We start from the raw sequence: 23269 nt of genomic DNA on the forward strand, positions 1-23269 counted from the left end.
GCGCGCTGTTGCCCTCCCGAGCGGCAGCTCACTCACGGGGATCGAGGACCTCCAGGGCACCGGTGACGGTGTCGTAGCTGCGCAGGGTCGTGAGCTGCAGCGGCGAGGGTGGGGGCGGCAGCAGTGCGGGGATGCGCCGGTCGGCGAAGGCGCCGGCGCGCCTCGTGCGGCCGAGGGTGATGTGCGGGGCCCAGCGATCGGGCTCGTGGAAGGGGTTGAGCGTGTCGGCGGGGCTGTCCGCGGCCACCGCGTCCCACACCCGGCGGTGCAGTGCGACCAGGGCGGCGTCGAGCTCCAGCTCCCAGGCGAGCACCGAGGTGGGCCGTTCGAAGCGGACGACGCCGGTGCACCGCGCGAGCAGCGGCAACGTGGCGGCGACCTCGGTCAGCTCCCAGCGGATGGGTGCGGTCAGCTCCGGACAGGTGGCCAGGGTGATGTGGGGGCTGTTGGTCGGTGAGCGGTGGCGCGCCTGACTGGGCAGCCCCGCGTCCGCGAGCCGGCGCCAGGCCTCCCGGACCTCGTGCTCCGCACCCTCATCCAGCAGCAACTCGACCGTGCGCACGGTCGCAGCCTACCGATCGCGCGGGGCCGGGTCGTGGTGACGGCCCTGCGGGCCGAGCCTGAGTGATTCCTCGACGGTGCCGGAGGGCCGACCACGTCGCACCGCGGTGCACCCTCGCGCTGCGGCTCTCCCCAGGTGGGAGGTGGTGCTACCTCCACCTTGATCAGGGGGAGCACTCCATTCTGCGGGCGGCGGGTCGCCCGGACACTGAGGGCATGACGAATTCCCTTGTCCTTCCGGTCGATCCGCCGGCGTCAGCCGGCCGAGGCACGCAGCGGGGTGGCAGCGACTTCGCGGAACTGTCACGGCGGATGGCGGAGGCCGGACTTCTCCGGCGGCGTCCGCTGTACTACTCGGTGCGCTTCGGGCTGGTCGCTGCCGCTCTCGCGGGCTGCGTCGGCGCGTTCGTGGCTCTGGGGGACAGTTGGGTCCAACTGGTCGTCGCCGTCGCCCTGGCCGCTGTCTTCGGGCAGCTCGGGCTGGCCGCGCACGACCTGGCCCACCGGCAGGTCTTCTCACGTCGCCGGCCCAGCGAGGCGGGCGGACTGCTCGTGGCCGACCTGCTGCTGGGCATGAGCTACGGGTGGTGGATGAACAAGCACACCCGGCACCACGCCCATCCCAACCACGAGGGCAAGGACCCGGACGTCTCGCCGGACATCCTCGTGTGGTCACAGCGGCAGGCGCGCAAGGCCAGGGGATTGCCGGCCTTCGTCGGGAAGCACCAGGCCGCGCTCTTCTTCCCGTTGCTGACCCTGGAAGGACTGAATCTCAGTTTCAACAGCTTCCGGTCCCTGACGAGCCCGTCGATGAAGAAGCCGGTGCTGGAGGGGACGCTGCTCGTGGCGCATTTCGCGGTGTATCTCGGCGGCCTGTTCACGGTCCTCTCCCCGGTCAAGGCGCTCGTCTTCCTCGCGGTCCACCAGGGCCTGTTCGGGGTCTATCTCGGTTCGGTGTTCGCTCCCAACCACAAGGGCATGCCGATGATCGAGGAGGGAACCCGGCTGGACTTCCTGCGGCGCCAGGTGCTCACCTCCCGAAACGTGCGGGGCGGCGCGCTGATCGACGTCTTCATGGGCGGGCTCAACTACCAGATCGAGCACCACCTCTTCCCCAGCATGCCGACGCCCGCCCTGGCCAGGGCCCAGCACATCACCGAGCGGTACTGCGCCGAGCTGGGCGTCCCCTACCACCAGACCGCGCTGATCGAGTCGTACGGCCTGGCGCTGCGGCATCTCAGGAACGTCGGCGAGCCGCTGCGGGCCCGGGAGGGCTGACACGCCCGCGGTGCAGCCCCGGCAGGGCTCCGAGCGTCGCGGGCCGGGCATCCGATCGAACCCGTCCTCGGCGATCAGGCGCGGGCCCCCTGCCCGCTGCCAAGGTGGGAGGCGAAAGGAGGCCGCATGATCTCGGCACTCAACCAGCTCGTCGACCTCGTCGAGGAGCACCTCTCCGAGGAACTCGACGTCGGCCGGCTGGCCGGGTCGCTCGGCACCACCGAGTACCACCTGCGCCGGATGTTCTCGTCGCTGGCCGGCATGCCGCTGTCGGAGTACGTACGGCGGCGGCGCATGACGCTGGCCGCCGCCGAGGTGGTCCGGGGCGAGGGCGACCTGCTGGGCATCGCCGTCCGGTACGGCTACGGCTCGGGCGAGGCGTTCGGCCGCGCGTTCCGGGCGGTCCACGGCGTGGGCCCCGGCGACGTACGCCGAGACGGAGGCCCCCTGCGCACACAACCGCAGCTCAGGTTCCGCCTGACCGTCGAAGGGAGTACCCCCATGGACACCCGCCTCGTCGACCGCCCCGCGTTCCGTCTGGTCGGACACGCCGTCCGTGTCCCGCTCATCCACCGCGGCGTCAACCCGCACATCCAGGAGCACATCGCTTCACTGCCCTTGTCGGAGCACCAGCGGCTGAAGGACCTCGGCAATACGGTGCCCGAGGGCTTGTTGCAGGTCAGCGACGACGTCGATCCCGACGGCCGGGAGGGCACAGAGCTGACCTACCTGCATGGAGTCGCCGTCAGCCGGGACACACCGGTGCCGGAGGGGCTCGACGTCATCGAGGTGCCGGCCGGCAGGTGGGCGGTCTTCCGCACCAGCGGGCCGCATCCGCAGGCCCTGCAGTCGACCTGGGCGGCCACCGCCACCGAGTGGTTCCCCTCCAACCCGTGGCGACTGCGACCGGGTCCGTCGGCCGTCTCCGTCCTCGACCGTACGGACGACTTCACCACCGCCACCTGCGAGTTGTGGCTTCCCGTCGAGCCGGGGTGACACCCGTTCGGGCACCGCAGGCGCAGGGCGTCCCGATCACCACGGGTCGGCACCGAACCTCGGGGCGCATCGCCCGGCAGTTCAGAACAGCCGCCCCTGTGTGACCTGCCGAGCAGGGCGCGCGTCGGGCCGGCCCGTCCCCGCGGGCGCCGGCGCGGGCTCCTCGCCGAACAGGGGCGCCGTACCGCACTCGTCCAGCTCGGCCGGAATCCGCGTGTCCGCCTCCGGGCGCGGCGGCGCCTCACGGTCGAAGTCGTCCGGGGTCATGCACACCCAGTCGCGGCCGCCTTCTTCGGTCACGTGTCGTCACCGCCTCTCCCCCGGGCCCACTCCCGGAACGCTTCCCGGGTCCCAGTGCACCCTCTCATGATCAGTTCCACCGTCGCGGGTTTCTGAACACCCCGGTCCCGCGGCGGCGGAAGCGCCATGGTGGTGACGGCTCGTCAACTTCCGTGTGTAGTCCGCCCGGACCACTTTGAACACATCGATGACAAAGTCTGGACATGACAAGCGAAAGTCTCTTACCTTTGCGGCGCAACCGCGCTCCACCCCCGTGAACGACCGGAACGATCCGGCACGGTCCGGTCCCCAGCACAGGAGGACCATGCGCCAACGACTCTTCCCACGAGCCCGAAGACACTTCCTCGCGCTGCTCGTGTCCACCGTGCTCGCCGGCGGCGCCCTCGCCGTCCCGGCAGTCGCGGCGGACCCCGCCCCGGCGGTCACCGAGCCCGCCCCGGCGGCCGCCGCCGACATCCCGCCGCAGGAGCCGGGCGTCACGCTGCGCGTCTACGACGTCCAGACACCGCTCGGCAAGCTGTGCACCCTCAAGTCGGGGCAGACCCCCAACCACGACAAGCTGATGCCCACGATCGACTGGTCCACGGCTGCCGACTTCGGCGGGTTCGAGGACCGGTTCGTCTCGGAGGCGACCGGTTACCTGGTCGCCCCGCGCGACGGGTCGTACGTGTTCCGGCTCACCAGCGACGACGGCTCCCGCCTCTCGCTCGACGGGTCCACGGTGATCGACCACGACGGTCTGCACGGCGCCGAACCGAAGGACGGCACCGTCCACCTCACCGCCGGACCGCACCCCCTGCACGTGGACCACTTCGAACGCGACGGCGGGCAGCAGGTGCAGCTGTCCTGGAAACCGCCGGGCGAGAGCGAGATCACCGTCGTGCCGCGCGAGGCGCTGAGCACCGACGCCGGTGTGGTCCGGGTGACGGCGCCCGGACGCAAGGAGTGCGAGGCGGGCGGCGACTCCCCGGGCGACGGGCTGCCCCTCACCTCCGTGCGCCCCGACCTCGACCTCACCGATCTGCGTCCGGAGGGTTTCGAACCCCAGGTCAGCGGCATGGACTGGCTGCCCGACGGACGGCTGGCCATCAGCACCTGGGGCGGCAGTGACAACGTTGCCGGTGAGGTGTACCTGCTCGACAACGTCACCGGCCGGACCAGCCGCGACAAGGTCACCGTCAAGAAGGTCGCCGAGGGCCTGCGCGAGCCCATGGGCATCAAGTACGTCGACGGGTCCCTGTACGTCTCGCAGAAGCACGAGCTGACACGGCTGGTGGACGACGACGGCGACGACGTCACCGACACCTACCGCACGGTCGCCACCTGGCCCTACGGGGGCAACTTCCACGAGTTCGCGTTCGGCCTGCTGTACCGCGACGGCTACTTCTACGTGAACCTGTCCGTCGCCATCGACTACGGCGGCGCGACCACCACCCCACAGCCGGCCCCCGACCGCGGGACCACGTACCGGATCAGCAAGAAGACGGGCCGGATCACCCCGGTCGCGGGTGGGCTGCGCACACCGAACGGGATCGGATGGGGCCCGGAGGGCGGCCTGTTCACCACCGACAACCAGGGCGGCTGGCTCCCCTCCTCGAAGCTGGTCCAGATCAAGCAGGGCCGCTTCTTCAACCACTACACCGAGCCCGCCGGGCCCTTCGAGTCCTCCCCCGTCACCGCTCCGGTGCTGTGGCTGCCGCAGAACGAGATCGCCAACTCGCCCTCGACACCGCTGTACCTGAAGAAGGGGCCGTTCGCGGGCCAGATGCTGATCGGCGACGTCACCTACGGCGGCCTCCAGCGCGCCTACCTGGAGAAGGTCAAGGGCCAGTACCAGGGCGCGGTCTTCCGCTACACCCAGGGCCTGGAGGCCGGCGTCAACCGCCTCACCCTCGGACCCGACGGCGCCCTCTACGCCGGCGGGCTCGGCGCCGACGGCAACTGGGGCCAGGAAGGTAAACTCCGCTTCGGACTGCAGAAGCTGACACCCAACGGCGGCAACACCTTCGACATCAAGTCCATGCGCGCCGTCCCGGGCGGCTTCGATCTGACGTACACCCAGCCGGTGTCCGAGCAGACCGCCGCACAGCTCGCCGCGCGCTACCGGATCGAGCAGTGGCGCTACACCCCGACCAAGGACTACGGCGGCCCGAAGATCGCCGAGGAGCAGCTGGCCGTGCGCTCGGCGACGCTCTCCGGCGACGGCCGGACGGTCCGGCTGCGCACCGACGGGCTCAAGCCCGGATACGTGGTGCACGTGCGTTCCCCGCGCCCCTTCACCTCGGCCTCCGGGGAGGCCCTGTGGAGCACCGAGGCCTGGTACACGCTCAACGCCCTGCCCGGGAAGCAGCCGCCGGCCGCCACCCTGTACGAGGCGGAGGAGGCCCGGCTGACCGGCGCGGCCGGGATCAACACCGACCACTCCGGCCACTCGGGCAGCGGTTTCGTCGACCGGTACGCCACCGAGGGCGAGGCCGCCACGACGTTCGACGTGACCGTACCCAGGAGCGGCACGTACGACGTGAACCTCCGCTACTCCAACGGCCCGAACCCGTTCGCGGGCACCAAGTCCCTGTCCCTGTACGCCGACGGCAGGAAGGTCCGGCAGACCCTGCTGCCGTCCACCGGGGACTGGGACTCCTGGTCCACCCGGACCGAGCAGGTGAAGCTGCGCGCCGGCCGCAACGCCCTCTCCTACCGGTTCGACGCCGGTGACACCGGCCATGTGAACCTCGACCTGATCACCGTGCGTCCGCACGGCGCCGAGGTGACGCTCTTCGACGGAACCGCCGGGTCGCAGGCGCAGTGGCAGCACACGGACGGGCGCAAGGCGGCCTGGCCGCTGAGCGAGGAGAAGTCCATGGAGGTGTGCTGCGGCGACCTCCGCAGCAAGGACGCCTACCAGGACTTCGCCCTGCACGTGGAGTTCCGCGTGCCCCTCCTCCCACCGGACGTCACCGGCCAGGACCGGGGGAACAGCGGCATCTTCCTCCAGGACCGCTACGAACTGCAGATCCTCGACTCCTACGGCGACACCTCGCCGGCCGACAACGAGGCCGGTGCCATCTACCTGAAGAAGGCACCCGACAGCAACAGGGCGACCGCGCCGGAGACGTGGCAGACCTACGACGTCGTCTTCCGTGCGGCCCGCTTCGACGAGGAGGGCAGGAAGACCGCCGACGCCCGGGTGACGGTCGTGTGGAACGGCAGGAAGGTCCACGACGACCTCGTGCTCGACGGGCCGACCGCCTCCGGCCGGGCCGAGACGCCCGCGGCGGGAGCGATACGCCTGCAGGACCACGGCAACAAGGTACGTTTCCGCAACATCCAGGTGCGTCCCTTGTAGTGCGTCCTGTGGGGCCCCTCGCGGTGTGCCGTCGCCGGCAGCCGTCCGCGGGGGGCCGACGGCCCGTCCCCCGGGTGAGGGACGATGGAGGGGTGCGAAGGCAACCAGTACTGATCTTCGACGGGGACTGCGGCTTCTGCACCTCGTCCGTGGGTGTCGTCCAGCGCCTGGTGCGGCCCCGCTGCGAGGTCGTGGCCTGGCAGCAGGCGGATCTCGGCGCGCTCGGCGTCACCGCGGAGCGCGCCCGCCACGAGGCCTTGTGGGTGACGCCCACCGGGCGGGTGTACGGCGGTGCCCAGGCGGTGGCGAAGACCCTGCTCAGCGCCGGTGGGGCGTGGCCTGTCGCGGGAGCCGTCCTCACTCTGCCGCCCGTGCGGTGGGTCGCCCACGGCGTCTACCGTCTCGTGGCCCGGAACCGCATGCGGCTGCCGGGCGGGACGGCGGCGTGCGCGGTGCCCGGAGCGAAGGCGCGGCCGGCCGCGCCCCGGACGTAGCACCGCGTCGCCGTCGACTCCGGCGGCAGGGGTCGGGACCGGGTGGGTCAGGTCGACCAGATGACTCCGCCGTTGTGCACGATGACCACCTTGGCGTCCGCGCGCAGCACCAGCTGCGCGCCCTCGTGGCCGTGGGTGCGGGCGGCCCAGATGGGACGGTCGTCACCGTTGTGGATGACGAGGTTGCCGTCCTGCTGGAAGATCGCCCGGTGGTTCTCGCCGAAGGTCATCGACGCCCAGATGGGCTTGCCCTTCTCGTTGTAGACGACGAGGTTGCCGTCGGTCTGCATGATCATGCGGATGCGGTTGGTGGTCCAGGCCTGGTTCACCTCCAGGACACTGACCGCCGAGACGGTCGCGGTGCCCCAGTCGGGCTTGGGCGCGGCCTTCGGCTTCGGTTTCGGCTTGGGCGCGGGCTTCTTCGTGGGCGAGCTGCTCGGGCTCGGCTTCGGCGGGGCCGCCACCGGCTGGGGCGCGGCCGCCACCGGGGCGGCGCTCTTCCGCGGCTTCTTCCTGGGCGACGCGCTGGGCTTCTCGGCCACGTAGTCGTCCAGGGCGGCGGGGGCCGACTCCGGCTTCAGGACCGTGTCCGCATCGCCGGCCGTCACCGTCCTGGACGCGTTGCGGCCGTCGTCGTCGTTCCCGCCGCCGGTCAGCAGCAGCGGTACGGCCACCAGCACGGCGCCGAGGACCGCTGCTCCCGCGAGGACCGGTTTGCGGGGCCGGCCCGTCTGGACGCCGGTGCCGGACGCGGGGGCGGGATGCACCGCGGTGGCGGCAGCGGCCACGCCGATGCGCGTGACGGGGGCCTCTGGTGCCGCCGACGCCTGGGACGCCGTGGCTGATTCCGGTGCGGAAGCGGCGGTCTCCGGCGCGGCGGTCTCCGGCGCGGCGGTGCCCGCCCGGGGTTCCGCGGCCGGGTCCGGCGCGGCGGGTGCCGCAGTGCCCTCGGGCTCGGCTTCGGGAGCGGTGGGAGCGGCCAGTCGCCCGGCAGGTGCGGCACCGGGCTCGGCCGTACCCGACTCGACTGTGCCCGGTTCGGTCGTGCCCGACTCGGCCGTACGCGTGTCGGCCGTACCCGACTCGGCCGTGCCCGGTTCGGTGGTGGCCGGCTTCTCCTCCGGCGCGGTGGCACGGCCCGGACCCTCGGCCATCGGTGCGGACGTGCCGGACGGGGAGCCGGTCTCCTCTCCGCCGGGGCCGGCGGCCCTCTCCGCTCGCGCGCCAGGGGTGTGGTGCTGGGGGGACATGCGGTTACTCCTCCTCGGTGGCGGAGCTCTCGGTGATGGGCGGAGCCGCGCGGCGGCCGAACGCGGTCGACGCCGCGCCGCCGGGCGCGGGTTCGGCAGTGCCACGCCTCGGTGAGCCTTCGGCTCGTCCGCGTCGCCGGGCATGCACGACACCTCGGCACCCCGGAACGCAGCACGCCTGCGGCCGGACGTCCCGGCAGGACCGAACCGTACGTCGACGAGTCCGACGACAAGGCCAACTTAACGCGTCCCCGGGACGACGACCGTGCCACCGCCGCAACACCCCGCGTCGCTTTGTCCGTTGGCGTCTCGCTGCTCCCGGAACGTTCTCCACCCGGGCAGCAAACGGGCACGCCACAGGCTCATACGGAGCTTGCTCGGGCACCTACGGACCAGGCCGGTGTGGCATCCTGAGGTCCCCGGCCGATCGGTGTCGGCGTGTGTCCGTGCCGTTCGGCACTCGAGTAGCCAAGTATGCGTAGGGACCCAAGAGTTCAGGTGGAGATGCGGCCCCGAGAACGGCAAGCGGCCCTGCAGGGCGCCCTGCCCGAGACACCTGACACACCCGAGACGATCAGGACACCCGAGACACCCGAGACACCCGAGATACCCGACGCCGTGCGCGCCGCGGCCCGTCGGGCCCCGGGGCACTGGATCGGTGTGGTGGACCCCGACTGGGCGCCCGAGCGGACGCCGCCGGAGTGGGCGGTGCTCGGGGAATGGCGGTCGGACGACAGCGGGGACGTCACCGAGTTCCGTGCCAACCCCGCCTACCGGCCCTCGGCGAGGATGCTCGGCTGGCCGGAGCCCACGGATCCGGTGGACGCCGCGGCGCAGCGGGCCGCCACCGGATACGGCCCGGTGGACGACGCCCTGGCGGCACTCGCCGCAGCGGAGGTCGCCGTCGTGCGGGGGCCAGACGGCGGGCCGCTCGTCGCCGCCGGGCGGGACGGGGCGCCCGTGGTGCTGTTGTTCACCTCACCGGTGCACGCGTTCATGTCCTCGGCACTTCACCACGACACCCTGACGGTGGAGGAGCTGACACCTTCCCTGCCCGGCCCCGGCACGGTGCTTCTGGTCAACGCCGGGGCGGCGGCGCCGCTGCTGGTCCCGGCTGACAGCGTCCCCGGCTCCGGAGCCGGTACGGGGGACGGGGCCGGCCCCGTCTTCCCGGGTGACGGCTTACAGGAACCCCGGCCCCACACCACAGGGAGGGCCCCGTGACGCGACCGGCCCAGCAACCCCCCACCTCCCCGGACGCCCCCGCTCAGGCCCGCCCCGAGAGCGAGGCCGCCCCCGCCACGACCACCGCCACCGGGTCGGCTCCCGAAGGGGAGACGCCGGAACCCGGCGCGGGGACCACGGCGACGGCGGCGCGTGAACCGGGGGCACCGGCCACCGGACCACTCCCGACGGACGAGAAAGGCGAGGAGGGCGAGGAGGCGTCGCAGAGCGAAGAGGCGTCCTCCACAGCGGTGAACGCGACCGGTCCCGGGAGCGGAATCCCCACCGGCGCCACGACCGCAACGGCCCCCGCCGCCCCGGCCGGGAGCGACGCCGACCCCGAGGCCGCCGCGGTGGCCGAGAGCCGGCTGCCCGCCCTCGTGCGGACCATGACCCGCACCGCGATCGACCGGCCGCAGCCCCAGGCGGTTGCCGTCGGGCGGCCCGGCAAGGCGGTACTGGCCGGAGCGGCGATCGTCGGCGCGCTGCTGGTGTCGGTGCCGTTCCTCGTGCTCGGCGGTAACGACGACGGTGGCGAGCGCAAGCAGGCGGCCGGTGCGGGAACCGTGCTCGGCGACGACGGCCAGGAGGCGCCCGGAGAGTTCGTGGCGGCCTCGCCCGGCGACAGGCCCTCCCGCTCACCGGAGAAGTCGACCGCCGAGCCCGGGAAGCCGGCGACCCGGGACACCCCGGGCACGGGCACCGACGAGCACGACGGCGACAAGGCGCCGAAGACGCCGAAGAAGAACTCCGGGGCGAAGACCGAGCCCGAGGCACCGGCCGACAGCGGGCGGGACGGCGCGGACCGGTCCGGCGGCGGCAAGGACCGGCCCGCCAAGGCCGGTTCGGGCGTCAGCCTCGGCTCCCCCGTCTCGCTGCACAGCCACCTCTCCGGCCGCTGCGTCGACGTACCCGACGGCGACTTCAGCGACGGCAAGCAGCTGTGGGTGTGGGACTGCAACGGCAGCCCCGCGCAGAAGTGGCAGTTCGCCTCGGACGGCACCGTGCGCATCGGCGGCAAGTGCCTGGACGTGGCCGGGGCCGACTACGGCGACGGCACTCCCATCCAGATCGCCTGGTGCAACGGCAACGCTGCGCAGCAGTTCACGCTGAACGGCAGCCACGACCTGGTCAACACGGTGGTCGGCAAGTGCGTCGACGTCAAGGACAACAACCGGGGCAACGGGGCAGGGCTGCAGCTGTGGACCTGCGCCGGTACCGACAACCAGAAGTGGAGCGTCTGACCGGACAGGCAGCGGAGCGACGTACCGCTCCGGGAGACTCGCCTCGCGCAGGGGCGAGGCATCATGACCCCGTCGGCCCGCCGACACGCGCCCCCGACGAGCGGGGCGCACGCTGAAGACCACGCCACGGCAAGGAGGTTGGTGCGTGTCGCGCCAGGTACTGACGGTCGGCCCGGGAGACGGGGACCGCTACCGGACGATCGGTGAGGCGCTCTCGGCTGCCCGGACCGGCGCGATCATCAGCGTCCGGCCCGGGACCTACGCCGAGAACCTGGTGATCCACACCCGGGTCACCCTCACCGCGGCCGAGGGACGGGGCACCGTGGAGATCAGGCCGCGCTCGGGCAGCGTGCTCGCGTTGCGCGCCGACGCGGTGATGCTCTCCGAACTGACCCTGCGCGGCGGCGACGCCGAGGAACCGGCCGTGGACGTGCGGCGCGGGCAGGCCGCGCTGGACGGCTGCGAGATCGTCGGCGCCGCGTGGACCGCGCTGCTCGCCGGAGGCACCGGCTCGCTCGCCCTGCGGGACTGCCGGGTGAGCAATGGGCAGGGGGCGGGCATCGTGGTCACCTCAACCACGCCCACCACGGTGGAGTCCTGCACCTTCGAGCACCTGGGGACCAGCGGCCTGGTCCTCGCCGAGCAGGGCGAGGCACGTGTGCGGGGCTGCACCGTGCGCGACGCCCGCGGCAACGGCCTGCTCGCCAACGGTGAGTCACGCGGCACCGTCGAGGACTGCGACCTCTCCTCCACCGACAAGCCCTCCCTGGCCCTGGAGCAGAACTGCTCCCTCTCGGTCGTCCGCACCGTCGTGCACGACACCAGCACCGGCGTGCACCTGAGCAGCGCGGGCCGTACGACGCTGGAGGACGTACGGGTCACGGGCGCCTCCGGGAACGGGATCACGCTGGCCGCCGGGACCGACCCGGTGCTGCGGCGCTGCCGGGTCTCCCGTACCCGCGGCCACGGTGTGCTGGTCACCGACCGGGCCCGGGGCACCTTCGAGGACTGCTGGGTGGACGGCGCCGGGGGTGCGGCCCTGCGGGTCGCCGGGGCGGCATCGCCGGCCCTCACCGGCTTCACCGTCCGCGACTGCGAGGAGACGGGTCTGCTGCTGGAGGAGGACTCGGCACCGGAACTGGACCGCCTCGAAGTGATCGGCGGAGCACCGGCGGTCCTGGTGCGCGGCGGCGCCAACCCGCTGCTGCGCCGGGCCCGGCTGGTGGAGCCGTCCGGCGACGGGGTGACGGCCGTCAAGGACGCCCGTGGGCGGGCCGAGGACTGCGAGATACTCCGGCCGAAGGGCGCGGGGGTGCGCGTCGCCTCGGGCAGCACCCTGTACCTGGCGGGCGGCGGGGTGTCCGACGCCGCCACCGGGGGCCTGGCCGTCGAGGACGGCGGGAACGTCACCGTCCGCGACTTCCGCGTCGAGGTGTCCGGCGAGGACGGTGTGGTGGTGGCCGCCGGCGGCGAGCTGACCGCCAACCGCACCGCGGTGCACGCCGCCCAGGGTCACGGCTTCCTGCTGCGGGAGGGGGCGCTGGCGTCCCTGAGCGGCTGCGAGGCGACCGGCGGAGCGCAGGACGGCTTCCGGGTGGAGTCCACGGCGCCCGTCTCGCTGGTGAACTGCCTGGCCCGGGAGAACGAGGGGGGTGGCCTGGTGCAGACGGCCCCCGGTGAACGGCTCGCCGTGGAGGGCCTGAACAGTACCGGCAACGGCAAGCGGGACGCCTGGGGCACCGGGAACGCCGAGAACACCGATCCGGCGGGCTCCGGCGCGGCGGACGCACCCCCACCGGACCGCGCGGACGGGCCGCTCGGCGCCCTCAACGCGCTGATCGGTCTGGAGAACGTCAAGCAGCAGGTGCGCACCCTGGTCAACCTGACGCAGCTCGCCCAGCGCCGGGAGAAGCTGGGCATGCCCGCCCCGCCGATGAGCCGCCATCTGGTCTTCGCCGGGCCGCCCGGCACCGGCAAGACGACCGTGGCCCGGCTCTACGGGTCCATCCTGGCCGAGCTGGGGTCGCTGCGCAGCGGGCACCTGGTGGAGGTGTCCCGTGCCGACCTGGTCGCGCAGGTCGTCGGCGGGACCGCGATCAAGACCACCGAGACCTTCCAACGGGCCCTCGGCGGCGTGCTGTTCATCGACGAGGCGTACACGCTCACCTCGGACAGCGGAAACGGCGGCGCGGACTTCGGTCGTGAGGCGGTGGACACGCTGCTGAAGCTGATGGAGGACCATCGCGACGACGTGGTGGTCGTGGCCGCGGGCTACTCCCGTGAGATGGAGTCCTTCCTCACCTTCAACCCCGGCCTGGCCTCGCGCTTCTCGCGCACGGTCGAGTTCGAGAACTACTCGGTGCCCGAACTGGTCGCGATCATGGAGAACATGTGTGCCCAGCATCAGTACGAGCTGGGCGAGGGCACCGCGCAGGCGCTGGCCGCGCACTTCGAGGCGATGCCGCGGGACGCCGGTTTCGGCAACGGCCGTGCGGCACGCGGTGTGTTCGAGGAGATGGTGGACCGGCAGGCGGTCCGGCTCGCCTCCCAGCAGCAGGTCAGTGAGCACGATCTGCGGCTGCTGCTGCCGGAGGACGTCTCGGCGACGGCCGCCGCCGCGGCGAGCGGCCCGGCCCCGGCCGGGGACGACCCGCTGACCCGCCTCGGCGACATGATCGGGCTGGCCGAGGTCAAGCGGGACGTGGCGGACCTCGTCAATCTCATCACCACCGCCCGTCACCGGGCGGCCGCCGGACTGCCGGTTCCCTCGCTCAGCCACCACCTGGTGTTCACCGGCCCGCCGGGCACCGGCAAGACGACGGTGGCCCGCCTCTACGGCGAGATCCTCTCCCAGCTCGGCATCCTCGAGCGGGGCCAGCTGGTCGAGGCGGCCCGCGCCGATCTCGTCGGGCGGTACATCGGCCACACCGCGCAGCTCACCCGGGAGGTCTTCGAACGGGCCCGCGGTGGCGTGCTGTTCATCGACGAGGCCTACACCCTCACCCCGCGCGGCGAGGGCAACGACTTTGGCCAGGAGGCGGTGGACACCCTGCTGAAGCTGATGGAGGACCACCGTGACGAGGTGGTCGTCATCGTCGCCGGCTACACCGACGAGATGGAACGCTTCCTGGCCTCGAACCCAGGGTTGTCCTCGCGGTTCCCGCGGCGGGTCGCCTTCGCCGACTACTCCTCCGAGGAACTGGTCACCATCGTGCGCACGCAGGCCGCGGACATGGGCTACGAGTGCGGTCCCGGCACCGGGCCGCTGCTCAAGGAGTACTTCGACGCCCTGCCCCGGGACCGCTCCTTCGGCAACGCGCGGCTGGCCCGCCAGATGGTGGAGTCGATGGTCACCCGGCAGGCCGGGCGGCTCAGTTCGCTGGCCGCGCCCACCCTCGACGACCTGCGCATCCTCCTGCCGGAGGACGTCACCGCCGCGACCGCGAAGGCGGCTCCCCGATGAAGACCCACGTCCGTGCCGCCTCCCGCCTGCTGTCCGGTGCCGGTCTGGCCGCAGCGCTGCTGCTGCCCCCGGCCGGCAGCGCGTTCGCGGCGCAGCCGCCCCTGCACCCCGCGGCCGACGGGAAGGGGCAGCAGCTGCCCGGCATGCCCTCCGCGCTCGATCCGGACGCCGGGCAGGAGGCCTGCACCCCCGCCTCCGACGCGACGGCGAAGAAGCAGGACTGGTCCCGTCAGCGGCTGGACCTCGAACGGGTGCACCGGCACAGCACCGGCTCCGGGGTGACCGTCGCCCTGATCGACACCGGGGTCGACCCTGAGGCCGCCGGGCTGGACGGACGGGTCACCGCCCAGGGCGCGGCCGGCGACGACTGCGTGGGACACGGCACCTTCCTCGCCGGGCTCGTCGCGGGCACCGGCGGGACGACGCCGGGTCTCGCGGGTGTCGCGCCCGGCGCGAGGATCCTCGCGCTGCGGGGCACCGACACGTACGGCCGGGCGGAGTCCGCGCTGGTGGTGGACGCGCTGCGCGGGGCTGTCGCGGCGCGGGCCGACGTGATCGCGGTGGGGGTCGCCCTGCCCCGCCGCGACCCCGCGCTGAGCCGCGCGGTGGCCGACGCCCGCGAGGCCGGTGCGGTGGTGGTCGCGGCCGCCACCCCGGACCCGCCCTCCCGCGGCGGCGGCGAGGAGTCCCCGGCGCGCACCTACTATCCGGCCGGTGAGCCGGGTGTCCTGTCCGTCGCCGACATGCTGCCCAGCGGGGCCCGCCCGGAGGGTTCCCCGCGGACCGGCGGAATCGATCTGGCCGCCCCCGGCGCGGGTGTGGTGTCCGGCGGCCCGCGCGGCGACGGCCACTACCTCGGCGGCGGCGCCGCGGTGGCGACCGCCTACGCCGCCGGGGCCGCGGCGGTGGTGCGCGCCGCCCACCCCGACGCCTCCCCCGCGGCCGTCACCCGTCGCCTGACCGCCACCGCCTACCCGGCCGACATCCCCCAGCTGGACCCGTACGCCGCCGTCACCACCGTCCTGGAGGGCTCCCCGGGGGCGGCTCGGGCGGAGGGCGGGTCTACGCCCGTGGCCGTGCGGGACACGTCCGCGGCGGAGGGTGTCACCCACCGCGCCACGCTGTTCGTCCTCGTCGGCTCCGCCGGCGTCCTGTGCGTCCTGTGGGCCGCCTTCGCCTACCCGCGCGCCCGCGCCCGGGGCTGGCGCCCGGCGGAGGCGGGCACCGGGACGGATCAGCGGTGAGCTGACGTCGGGGCCCGCGCGCGGTCACCGACGGAACGGGAGCGGGGGCCACTCGGGTGGCCCCCGCTCCCGTTCCGTCAGGCGTCCGGCCCCCGGTCCCCCTCCACCAGTGCCGTCTGCATCAGGCGCTCGCGGCGGCGGGCGATGTGCAGGGCGCGGCCCGGGGGGAGGTTGCGCGGTTTGGCGTTGCCGAACAGGCGGCCCTCGGTGGGCGGGCAGGACAGGAGGACGGCGGGGTTGTTGGCCTCGTCGAGGCGGCGCAGCAGGCCGTCGCCCAGGCCGCGGCCGGCCCCCATGGCGCTGCGCGCGACCACCAGGTGCAGACCCATCTCGAAGCCGAGTGTGAGGTGCTCGAAGAGCGGCTCGAAGGGGCTCTGGAAGGAGTTGGTGGAGACCATGTCGTAGTCGTCGACCAGGATGAACAGGCGCGGGCCGGTCCACCAGTCGCATCGGCGCATGCGCGCCGGTGCGATGTCGGCGCCCGGGACGCGGGTCTTCATGGCGCGGGCGGCGCCCTCGACCGTCTCCTTGAGGTTGTCCAGGGAGATGACGTGCCCGATGCGGTACTCCTCGGGGACGGTGTCCACGAGCGTGCGGCGGTAGTCGACCACGATGATCTTCGCCTCGCTGGGGGCGTAGCGGGCGGTGATGCCCGCGGAGACGCGGCGCAGCAGGTTGGTCTTGCCGCTCTCGGTGTCACCGACCACGATCAGGTGCGGGGTGCGGCTGAAGTCGTGCCAGACCGGCTCCAGGGCGTCCTGGTCGATGCCGAGCGGGAGGCGCATGCCGCCGCCCTCGGTGGCCTCGGGGGCGGGCAGTTCCGCGAGCGGGAGCCGGTGCGGCAGCATGCGGACCTGGGGGGCGGACGGGCCCGTCCAGTGGCGTGACACCTCGGACACCAGGTGGGCGACCCCGTCGCCGAGGTCGTCCAGGGAGCCGCTGCCGTCGAGGCGGGGCAGACCGGCCAGGAAGTGCATCTTGGTGTCGGCCGTGATGCCGCGGCCCCCGCTGCGCGGCACCGAGCGGGCCTTGCGGGTGTCGACCTCGGAGTCCATGGGGTCGCCCATGCGCAGTTCGAGTCGGGTGGCGGCCTGGTCGCGGACCTGGGCGGACAGTTCCACCCAGCGGGTGGTGGTGATCAGCAGGTGGATTCCGTAGTTCAGGCCGCGGGCGGCGAGTTCGTTGAACTTCGGGATGAGGTCGTCGTAGTCCTGGCGGACGGTGGACCAGCCGTCGACCACCATGAAGACGTCGCCGAAGGGTTCGTCGGGGAACTCCCCCGCGGCCCGGCGGCGGCGGTAGGACTGCATCGAGTCGAGGGTGTGGTCGACGAAGAACTGCTCGCGGCGGGCCAGCAGCGTCATCACCTCGGCGACCGCCCGGTGCACGCGTTCGGGGTTGAGCCGCGCGGCGACGCCGCCGACGTGCGGCAGGCCGGCCAGCTGGGAGAGGCCGCCGCCGCCGAAGTCGAGGCAGTAGAACTGGACTTCGGCCGGGGTGTGGGTGAGGGCGAGGGCCCCGATCAGGGTGCGGACGAGGGTGGACTTGCCGCTCTGCGAACCGCCGGCGACGGCGACGTGCCCGCCGGCCCCGGACAGGTCCACGATCAGCGGGTCGCGGCGCTGCTCGAAGGGCTTGTCCACCAGGCCGACCGGGACGCGCAGCCTGCCGGTGCCCGGCCAGCCGCCGGCGGTGAGGCCGCGCTCGGGGTCGGGGGCGATGCCGGGCAGCAGGGCGTCGAGCGGGGAGGGCTCGTCCAGCGGGGGCAGCCACACCTGGTGGGCGGCCGGGCCGGAGTCGCGCAGCCGGTCGAGCGCCACGGCGAGGAGGGTCTCCTCCTCGCCGGTCTCCTTGGTCTCGGGTTCCGGCTCGGGTGCCGCTTCCAGGGTGCGCGGCACGACCCAGCCGCTGGTCCACGGCACGACCTGGCTGGCCACCCGGGCCTGCACCACGGCGCCGGTGCGGCGGTGGTAGGTGCCGGAGGAGTAGGCCGCGCGGAAGCGCGTCAGTGCCTCCACGCCGGACTTCAGGTAGCCGCTGCCGGGCTGGGCGGGCAGCTGGTAGGCGTCCGGCACCCCGAGCACGCCGCGGCTCTCCATGGCGGAGAAGGTGCGCAGGCCGATGCGGTAGGACAGGTGGCTCTCCAGCTGGTGCATGCGGCCCTCGTCCAGACGCTGCGAGGCCAGCAGCAGGTGCACCCCGAGGGAGCGGCCGAGGCGGCCGATCATGACGAAGAGGTCCATGAACTCGCGGTGGGCGGAGAGCAGTTCGCTGAACTCGTCGACCACGACGAACAGGCTGGGCAGGGGGGTGAGGCCGGTTCCGGCGGCGCGGGCCCGCTCGTACTCCAGGGCGGAGGTGTAGTTCCCGGCGGCCCGCAGCAGTTCCTGGCGGCGCATGAGTTCGCCGTGCAGGGCGTCCTGCATGCGTTCGACGAGGGCGACCTCGTCGGCGAGGTTGGTGATGACGGCGGAGGTGTGCGGGAGTTCCTCCAGGCCGAGGAAGGTGGCGCCGCCCTTGAAGTCGACGAGGACGAAGTTGAGCGTCTCCGAGGAGTTGGTCAGGGCCAGGCCGAGGACGAGGGTGCGCAGCAGTTCGCTCTTGCCGGAGCCGGTGGCGCCGATGAGCATGCCGTGCGGTCCCATGCCGCCCTGCGCGGACTCCTTGATGTCGAGTTCCACGGGGCGGCCGTCCACGCCGACCGCGACGGGTACCCGGAGCCGGGCGGAGCCGGTGTGCCGGGCGAAGAGGGTCTGCGGGTCGTGGCGGTGCAGGTCGGGGATGCCGAGCAGGGTGGTCAGCTCGACGTCCGTGTCCAGGGGCTGGGCGATGTCGGTGCCGAGGCTGATGCGGCGGGCGGTGAGGAGCCGGGCCAGGGACTCCGCGCCGAGCGGGCCGAGCCGGTCGGGGCGGCCGAGCGGCACGGAGCGTTCCTTGCGGCTGCGGTCGGTGCGCACCAGGTTCACCCGGTCCGGCCCGACGGTCAGCCGCAGGGTGTTGCGGCCGGGACGCCAGCGCAGGGCACCGGAGACGTCGAGGACCACCGCGTTGCGGTAGCCGTGCCCTTCCCAGCGGTGCCCCTCGGGGACGGTGACGCCGTCGAGGACGACGACCGTGTAGGGCTCGTCGCGTCCGGGGCGGGCGTCGGGGTCGAAGCCGGGGCGCTCGGCGAACTCGGCCCCGAGCAGGTCGTCCAGTTCCGTGAGGTCGGCGGTGATCCGGCGGACCTGGCCCGCGCCGTCCTCCTCGTGCGGGTGCAGGGCGTGCGGCAGCCACTTGGCCCACTCCCAGTCGGCCCGGCGCTCGTCGCTGACGCAGACCGCGAGCCACAGCTCCTCGGGGGCGTGGAACACCGCGAGCTGACCGAGTGCGGCGCGCACCAGGGAGCGGACGGCGTCGTGTCCGGTGTCCCCGGCCGGGGAGGCGGTCGGCGCCGGCCGGACGGACGGGTCGTCGGGGCTCTCCTCGGGGCGCAGCAGGATCCGGGCGGAGGAGCGCAGGTAGAGGCCGAGGGGCTGGTCGGGGATGGTGGAGTAGGCGCGGATGAAGCGGCGCAGCGCGTGCGCGCAGAGGGGTTCGAGGTCCTCCACGGGCCGGGTGGAGACCGGCTGGAGGGTGAGGGCGAGCTGCTGCTCGCCGACCGCGAGGCGGACCTCGCCGAAGTCCTCGTCGGCGGGGCGGCGTTCCCACAGGCGGGAGGTCCGGGCCAGGGAGCGCAGGGAGGCCGGCTCCGGGTGGCGCCAGGCGAGGGCCCGCTGCTGTTCGACGATGGTGGCCCGGACGCGCTTGCGGATCTGCGCCAGGTAGCGGAGGTAGTCGCGGCGTTCGCCCCTGAGGCGTTGCTTGCGCTCGCTGGAGCGGCGCATCAGCTGGCCCAGGAGCATGGCTCCGGCCGACAGCGCCATGACGCCCATCGCCAGGTAGATGAAGACCCCGTTGCCGCCGCCGGGGCGCAGGAACATCAGCATCATCGACACCGACATCAGCGCCATCGGCAGATAGGTCCATATCGCCGAGGTGTCCGGAACCGTCTCGGCGAGGACCGGGGGTTCCTGGAGGGTCAATTGCCCTTCGGGCATCTCCGGTCCGCGTCTGCGGGCAGGCCGGCGAAACAGCACCACGCTCAAGGGACGAAACCTCCGGGTTCGCTGGGCTTTCCGGCCCGCACCGAATACCCGCCACGCGTGGTGGCGGGAAGTGTCCCACCGGGTGGACGCGCGTGGTCCCGGGCAACGGCGATATCCGGGGCGGTCGTGTTCCGGGCGGTGGGGGCGGGCAACTCCTGTGCCGATCTGCTCCGTACCGGGCGTGTCCGATCCGCAGCACAATCCGGCGGGCGTCGGCAGTAGTCTGCATTCACCGCACGCCACCTGTCCACGCGAGAGGGGTGGTTACCGGACGCTCGGCGACAATTCCAGTGCTCTGGCCCGTCGTTGGTGGCCGCATATACCGTGCGTACTCTTCATCCGTTCCCCCATTCCCGGGGGCACGTCTCCCTGTCACACACCCCACGGAAGACGAGAGTTCAGCTGATGACCGACAGTGCGGTGGCCGAACTGTGCCGCCTGACCGTACGCGCGCCGAGCGTCTCCGTCGATCTGGCCGTGCCCGCCGATGTGCCGGTCGCCGATCTGCTGCCCACCCTGCTGCGCTATGTCGGCGAGGAGGCCGAGGAGGCCGGTCTCGACCACGCCGGCTGGGTGCTCCAGCGGCTCGGTGACGCCCCGCTCGACGAGGAGACCACGCTCGCCCGCTCCGGACTCACCGACGGGGACGTGCTCTACCTGCGTCCCCACACCGAGGCGCTGCCGGAGGCCAGGCTCGACGACCTGGTCGACGGGATAGCCGACACGGCGGGCCGGCGGCTGCACAACTGGCACCCGGGCGCGGCGCGCGGCCTGCTGGTGGGCACCGCGGTGGCCACCGTCCTGACCGCGCTGCTGCTGGTGTTCTGGCCCGGGGTGAGCTCCTCGTCGCGGCCCGCGTACGCGGGGGTGACCGGGTTGCTGCTGCTCGCCGGGGCGGGTACGGCCAGCCGCGCGGTCGGGGACCGGCTCTCGGCCAGTGCGCTGGGCCTGCTGGTGGCGCCCTGTCTGGCGCTGGCCGGCTGGGTGCTGCCCGGCGGCGACCTGACGGGGCCGGACGCCGCGCGGGTCGTCGGGGCGCGGCTGCTGGCGGCGGGCGCCGCGGGCGCGGGCGGGGCCGTGCTGGCGCTGGCCGCCACCGCGGTCGGTGCTCCGGCGCTGGTGGCCACGGCGGTGGTGTCGGTGGCCGCCGCGGTCGCCGGGGCGCTGATCGGCTACAGCGGTCTGGACGTGCCGGCCACGGCGGCGCTGGTGGCGACGGTGGTCGCGCTGGGCGCCGGGGCGGTGGCGCCCTTCGCCTTCAAGCTGGCGGGGATGCGGATGCCGGCGCTGCCGTCGTCGGCGAGCCAGCTCCAGGAGGGCATCGAGCCGTACGCGGGCGCCGAGGTCGCCGAGCGCACGGAACTGGCCGGGCGCTGGGTCACCGCGCTGTTCGCCGCCACCGGCGTCGTCTGCGCGGCCGCGCTGGCCGTGCTCGCCGAACGTCCGGACCTGCCCGAGGTGCTGACCTGCCTGGCGCTGAGCCTGCTGCTGCTCCTGCACTGCCGGGGCCTGGTGCACATCGCCCAGCGGCTGACCCTGGCGGTCCCCGGGGTGTGGGGTCTGCTGCTGCTGGCCCGCGCCTGGGCGGTCGACAGCGCCAGCGGCGGGCGCACGGTGGTCTGCGCGGTCCTGCTCGCCGCGGCGGCGGGCCTGGTGGTGGCGGCCTGGGTCGTGCCCGGCCGCCGCGTCCTGCCGTACTGGGGCCGGGCTGCGGAGCTGGCGCACACCGGCTTCGCGGTGGCGCTGCTGCCGCTCGCCCTGTGGGTGGCGGGCCTGTTCGGCTGGCTGCGCGGCCTGTTCGGCTGAGCGTTCGCGAAGCCGGTCCATCGAGTACGAGGTGAGGAGAGGCTGTGCAGTCCAAACGCGACCAGGTGCAGGCCCACGGATTCATGATGGGCAGGCTCAGCTCGGGCCTGCTGACGGCCGACCCGGACGCCCCGGAGAGCCCGCTGGGACGCACCACGCGCGGTGTGGTCTTCGGCGTGCTGGTCACCGTCCTGGTCGGCGCGGGCGCCACCGTCTACGGTCTGCTGCGCCCCGGCGGCAACGACGGCTGGCGCGACGGCGAGCACCTGGTGGTCAACCGCGACACCGGCGCCCGCTATCTGTGGACCGGCACCGACGGGGTGCTGCACCCGGTGCGCAACTACGCGTCGGCGCGGCTGATCGGCGGGCCCGACCTGGCGACGGACGACGTGGGCACCGCTTCGCTGCGCGACACCCCGGTGGGCGCGCCCGTCGGCATCCCCGGCGCCCCGGACACCGTGCCGGACCCGGGTCGGCTGGACGACGGCGCCTGGCACATGTGCGTCACCGGCCCGCAGGGGGCGCTGCCCAGCACCTCCGGCGCCACGGCCGACACCGGCGTGGACGAGCCGGGGGCCACCACGGTGGTCGCCGGGGCACCCGTGGATTCCCAGGGGGTGGACGGGGACCGCGCGGTACTGGTGCGCGGCCCGGACGGCACCGAGTACCTGGTGTGGCGGGGCAGCAGGCTGCCGCTGGACCGTGCCTCCGACGCGCGCAACGCCCTCGGGTACGGCTCGGAACGGCCCATGCGGGTCTCCGCGGCCTTCCTGGACGCGCTGGCCCCCGGGCCCGCCCTGAAGCCGCCCGACGTGCCCGGACGCGGCGAGGAGGGTCCCGAGCTCGGCGGTGAGGCCGGCCGTGTCGGCCAGCTGTTCAAGGTGAGCGTGCCCGGGGGCGGCAGCACCTATCACCTGCTCCACAAGGACGGGCTGGTACCGCTGACACGGCTGGGAGCCGCTCTGGTGCTGGGCGACCCGGCCACCCAGAAGGAGGCCTACCAGGGGAAGTCGCCCGAGGTGCGCACGGTGGGCGCCGACATCCTGCGCGAACACCGGGCACGGAACGCCGGCCCGGCCGGATCCGCCCAACTGCCGGACGCGCCGCCGACCGTGCAGTCCACACCGCGGGGATCGGCGCTGTGCGCCAAGGTGGACGGCGGGGACGGCGGTGCCCGGATCAGCTCCGTGCTGGCGCCGTTGACCGCGCTCGCCCCGGTGGCGGTGCCGCAGGGCGCCGGCGAGCCGGTGGAACCGGCCTGCGCCCCGCCGGACGCCGCGGTCGTCCGCCCCGGGCACGGCGCTCTGGTCAGGGCGCTGCACGCCAGCGGCGCGGCCCACGCGGGCACCACCTACCTCGTGGCGGACAACGGTGTGAAGTACCGGGTCACCTCCAAGGAGGCGCTGTCCGCGCTCGGTTACGGGGCCGGGGACGTCGACTCGGTGCCGGCACCCCTGCTCGCCTCCTTCCCGACCGGCGCGGATCTGGACCCGGCCGCCGCCTCGGGCGCCGCCGAGGTGAGGGTCACGGCCCCCGCGTGCGGCACCGCCGCGGCGGGGCGCAAGGACGCCGGGGGCGGGACGGCGGACAAGCCCGACACAGTCCGCACCGCGCAGTGATCCGGACAAGGAACACGTTCGGACCGAACAAAGGGAAAAGGGGCGGCAGCGGGGGCGAATTCCAGCCGAATTGATTCCGGACGGCGTACGGCCGGCGCCGCCGGCGGCCGGGGCGGAACTCGGGAAAGCACCGATGTCCGGCCCCGCGGCCGCCGGAAGTCGGCGCGATGAATTGCCGGTGTCCGGCGCGCCACCTCAAATGAAGCTCAAGAATTCCCGGGAGGCGATGCCTGGAATGACCGCGGCCCACGCGGACATTCCAGGAAACGAGCCGCTGTGATGACCGTTTGCGGCCCTCCTGTGCCCGCTTCGTGCCC

14 protein-coding genes are annotated in these 23269 nt (G+C 73.5%); 10 read left to right on the plus strand and 4 right to left on the minus strand.

Features of this window, described 5'->3' with window-relative positions; translation table 11 throughout:
- Positions 1-28: 28 nt before the first annotated feature.
- Complete coding sequence (locus tag ACZ6ZN_RS00255) at positions 29-562, minus strand: 2'-5' RNA ligase family protein (protein WP_398107218.1); 534 nt, start codon at positions 560-562, stop codon at positions 29-31.
- A gap of 215 nt (positions 563-777) precedes the next feature.
- On the opposite strand from ACZ6ZN_RS00255, the gene ACZ6ZN_RS00260 reads away from it, so the two are divergent.
- The gene (locus tag ACZ6ZN_RS00260; RefSeq protein ID WP_469641906.1) at positions 778-1839 is read left to right on the plus strand and encodes a fatty acid desaturase family protein; all 1062 of its coding nucleotides are present in this window, start codon (positions 778-780) and stop codon (positions 1837-1839) included.
- 126 nt (positions 1840-1965) lie between these two features.
- Positions 1966-2835: an AraC family transcriptional regulator gene (locus ACZ6ZN_RS00265; RefSeq protein WP_469641908.1), complete on the plus strand. Its 870-nt coding sequence runs from the start codon at positions 1966-1968 to the stop codon at positions 2833-2835.
- 81 nt (positions 2836-2916) lie between these two features.
- Here ACZ6ZN_RS00265 and ACZ6ZN_RS00270 read toward each other — a convergent pair whose 3' ends face one another.
- A complete protein-coding gene (locus tag ACZ6ZN_RS00270) occupies positions 2917-3135 on the minus strand; it encodes a hypothetical protein (protein WP_469641910.1) in 219 nt (72 codons plus the stop codon).
- Positions 3136-3439: 304 nt separating this feature from the next.
- Between ACZ6ZN_RS00270 and ACZ6ZN_RS00275 the strand changes: the two genes are divergently transcribed.
- Together ACZ6ZN_RS00275 and ACZ6ZN_RS00280 are read left to right on the plus strand one after the other, a co-directional pair.
- Positions 3440-6481: a 3-keto-alpha-glucoside-1,2-lyase-like domain-containing protein gene (locus ACZ6ZN_RS00275; protein ID WP_469641912.1), complete on the plus strand. Its 3042-nt coding sequence runs from the start codon at positions 3440-3442 to the stop codon at positions 6479-6481.
- Positions 6482-6573: 92 nt separating this feature from the next.
- A complete protein-coding gene (locus tag ACZ6ZN_RS00280; protein ID WP_398107223.1) occupies positions 6574-6975 on the plus strand; it encodes a thiol-disulfide oxidoreductase DCC family protein in 402 nt (133 codons plus the stop codon).
- Between the two features lie 47 nt (positions 6976-7022).
- Here the strand turns inward: ACZ6ZN_RS00280 and ACZ6ZN_RS00285 are convergent, their stop codons facing one another.
- A complete protein-coding gene (locus ACZ6ZN_RS00285; RefSeq protein ID WP_469641914.1) occupies positions 7023-8225 on the minus strand; it encodes a mannose-binding protein in 1203 nt (400 codons plus the stop codon).
- Between the two features lie 504 nt (positions 8226-8729).
- Between ACZ6ZN_RS00285 and ACZ6ZN_RS00290 the strand changes: the two genes are divergently transcribed.
- The 4 genes from ACZ6ZN_RS00290 to ACZ6ZN_RS00305 all read left to right on the plus strand — a co-directional run bounded on the left by ACZ6ZN_RS00290 (position 8730) and on the right by ACZ6ZN_RS00305 (position 15400).
- Positions 8730-9449 (plus strand): type VII secretion system-associated protein, encoded by a 720-nt coding sequence (locus ACZ6ZN_RS00290; protein ID WP_469641916.1) that lies wholly within the window; start codon positions 8730-8732, stop codon positions 9447-9449.
- A complete protein-coding gene (locus ACZ6ZN_RS00295; protein WP_469641918.1) occupies positions 9446-10693 on the plus strand; it encodes a ricin-type beta-trefoil lectin domain protein in 1248 nt (415 codons plus the stop codon). Before ACZ6ZN_RS00290 ends, ACZ6ZN_RS00295 begins: the two co-directional genes overlap by 4 nt.
- Before the next feature lie 145 nt (positions 10694-10838).
- Positions 10839-14156, plus strand: coding sequence for a right-handed parallel beta-helix repeat-containing protein (locus ACZ6ZN_RS00300; RefSeq protein WP_469641920.1), 3318 nt, complete (start codon positions 10839-10841; stop codon positions 14154-14156).
- Positions 14153-15400, plus strand: coding sequence for a S8 family serine peptidase (locus ACZ6ZN_RS00305; RefSeq protein WP_469641922.1), 1248 nt, complete (start codon positions 14153-14155; stop codon positions 15398-15400). Before ACZ6ZN_RS00300 ends, ACZ6ZN_RS00305 begins: the two co-directional genes overlap by 4 nt.
- A gap of 77 nt (positions 15401-15477) precedes the next feature.
- On the opposite strand, the gene eccCa is transcribed toward ACZ6ZN_RS00305, so the two are convergent.
- Positions 15478-19479, minus strand: coding sequence for a type VII secretion protein EccCa (gene eccCa, locus ACZ6ZN_RS00310; protein ID WP_469641924.1), 4002 nt, complete (start codon positions 19477-19479; stop codon positions 15478-15480).
- 453 nt (positions 19480-19932) lie between these two features.
- On the opposite strand from eccCa, the gene eccD reads away from it, so the two are divergent.
- Together eccD and eccB are read left to right on the plus strand one after the other, a co-directional pair.
- Complete coding sequence (eccD, locus tag ACZ6ZN_RS00315) at positions 19933-21333, plus strand: type VII secretion integral membrane protein EccD (protein WP_469641926.1); 1401 nt, start codon at positions 19933-19935, stop codon at positions 21331-21333.
- 44 nt (positions 21334-21377) lie between these two features.
- The gene (gene eccB, locus ACZ6ZN_RS00320) at positions 21378-22952 is read left to right on the plus strand and encodes a type VII secretion protein EccB (protein WP_469641928.1); all 1575 of its coding nucleotides are present in this window, start codon (positions 21378-21380) and stop codon (positions 22950-22952) included.
- Positions 22953-23269 lie beyond the last annotated feature (317 nt).

The sequence above is a fragment of the Streptomyces sp. NPDC053665 genome, assembly GCF_055585285.1.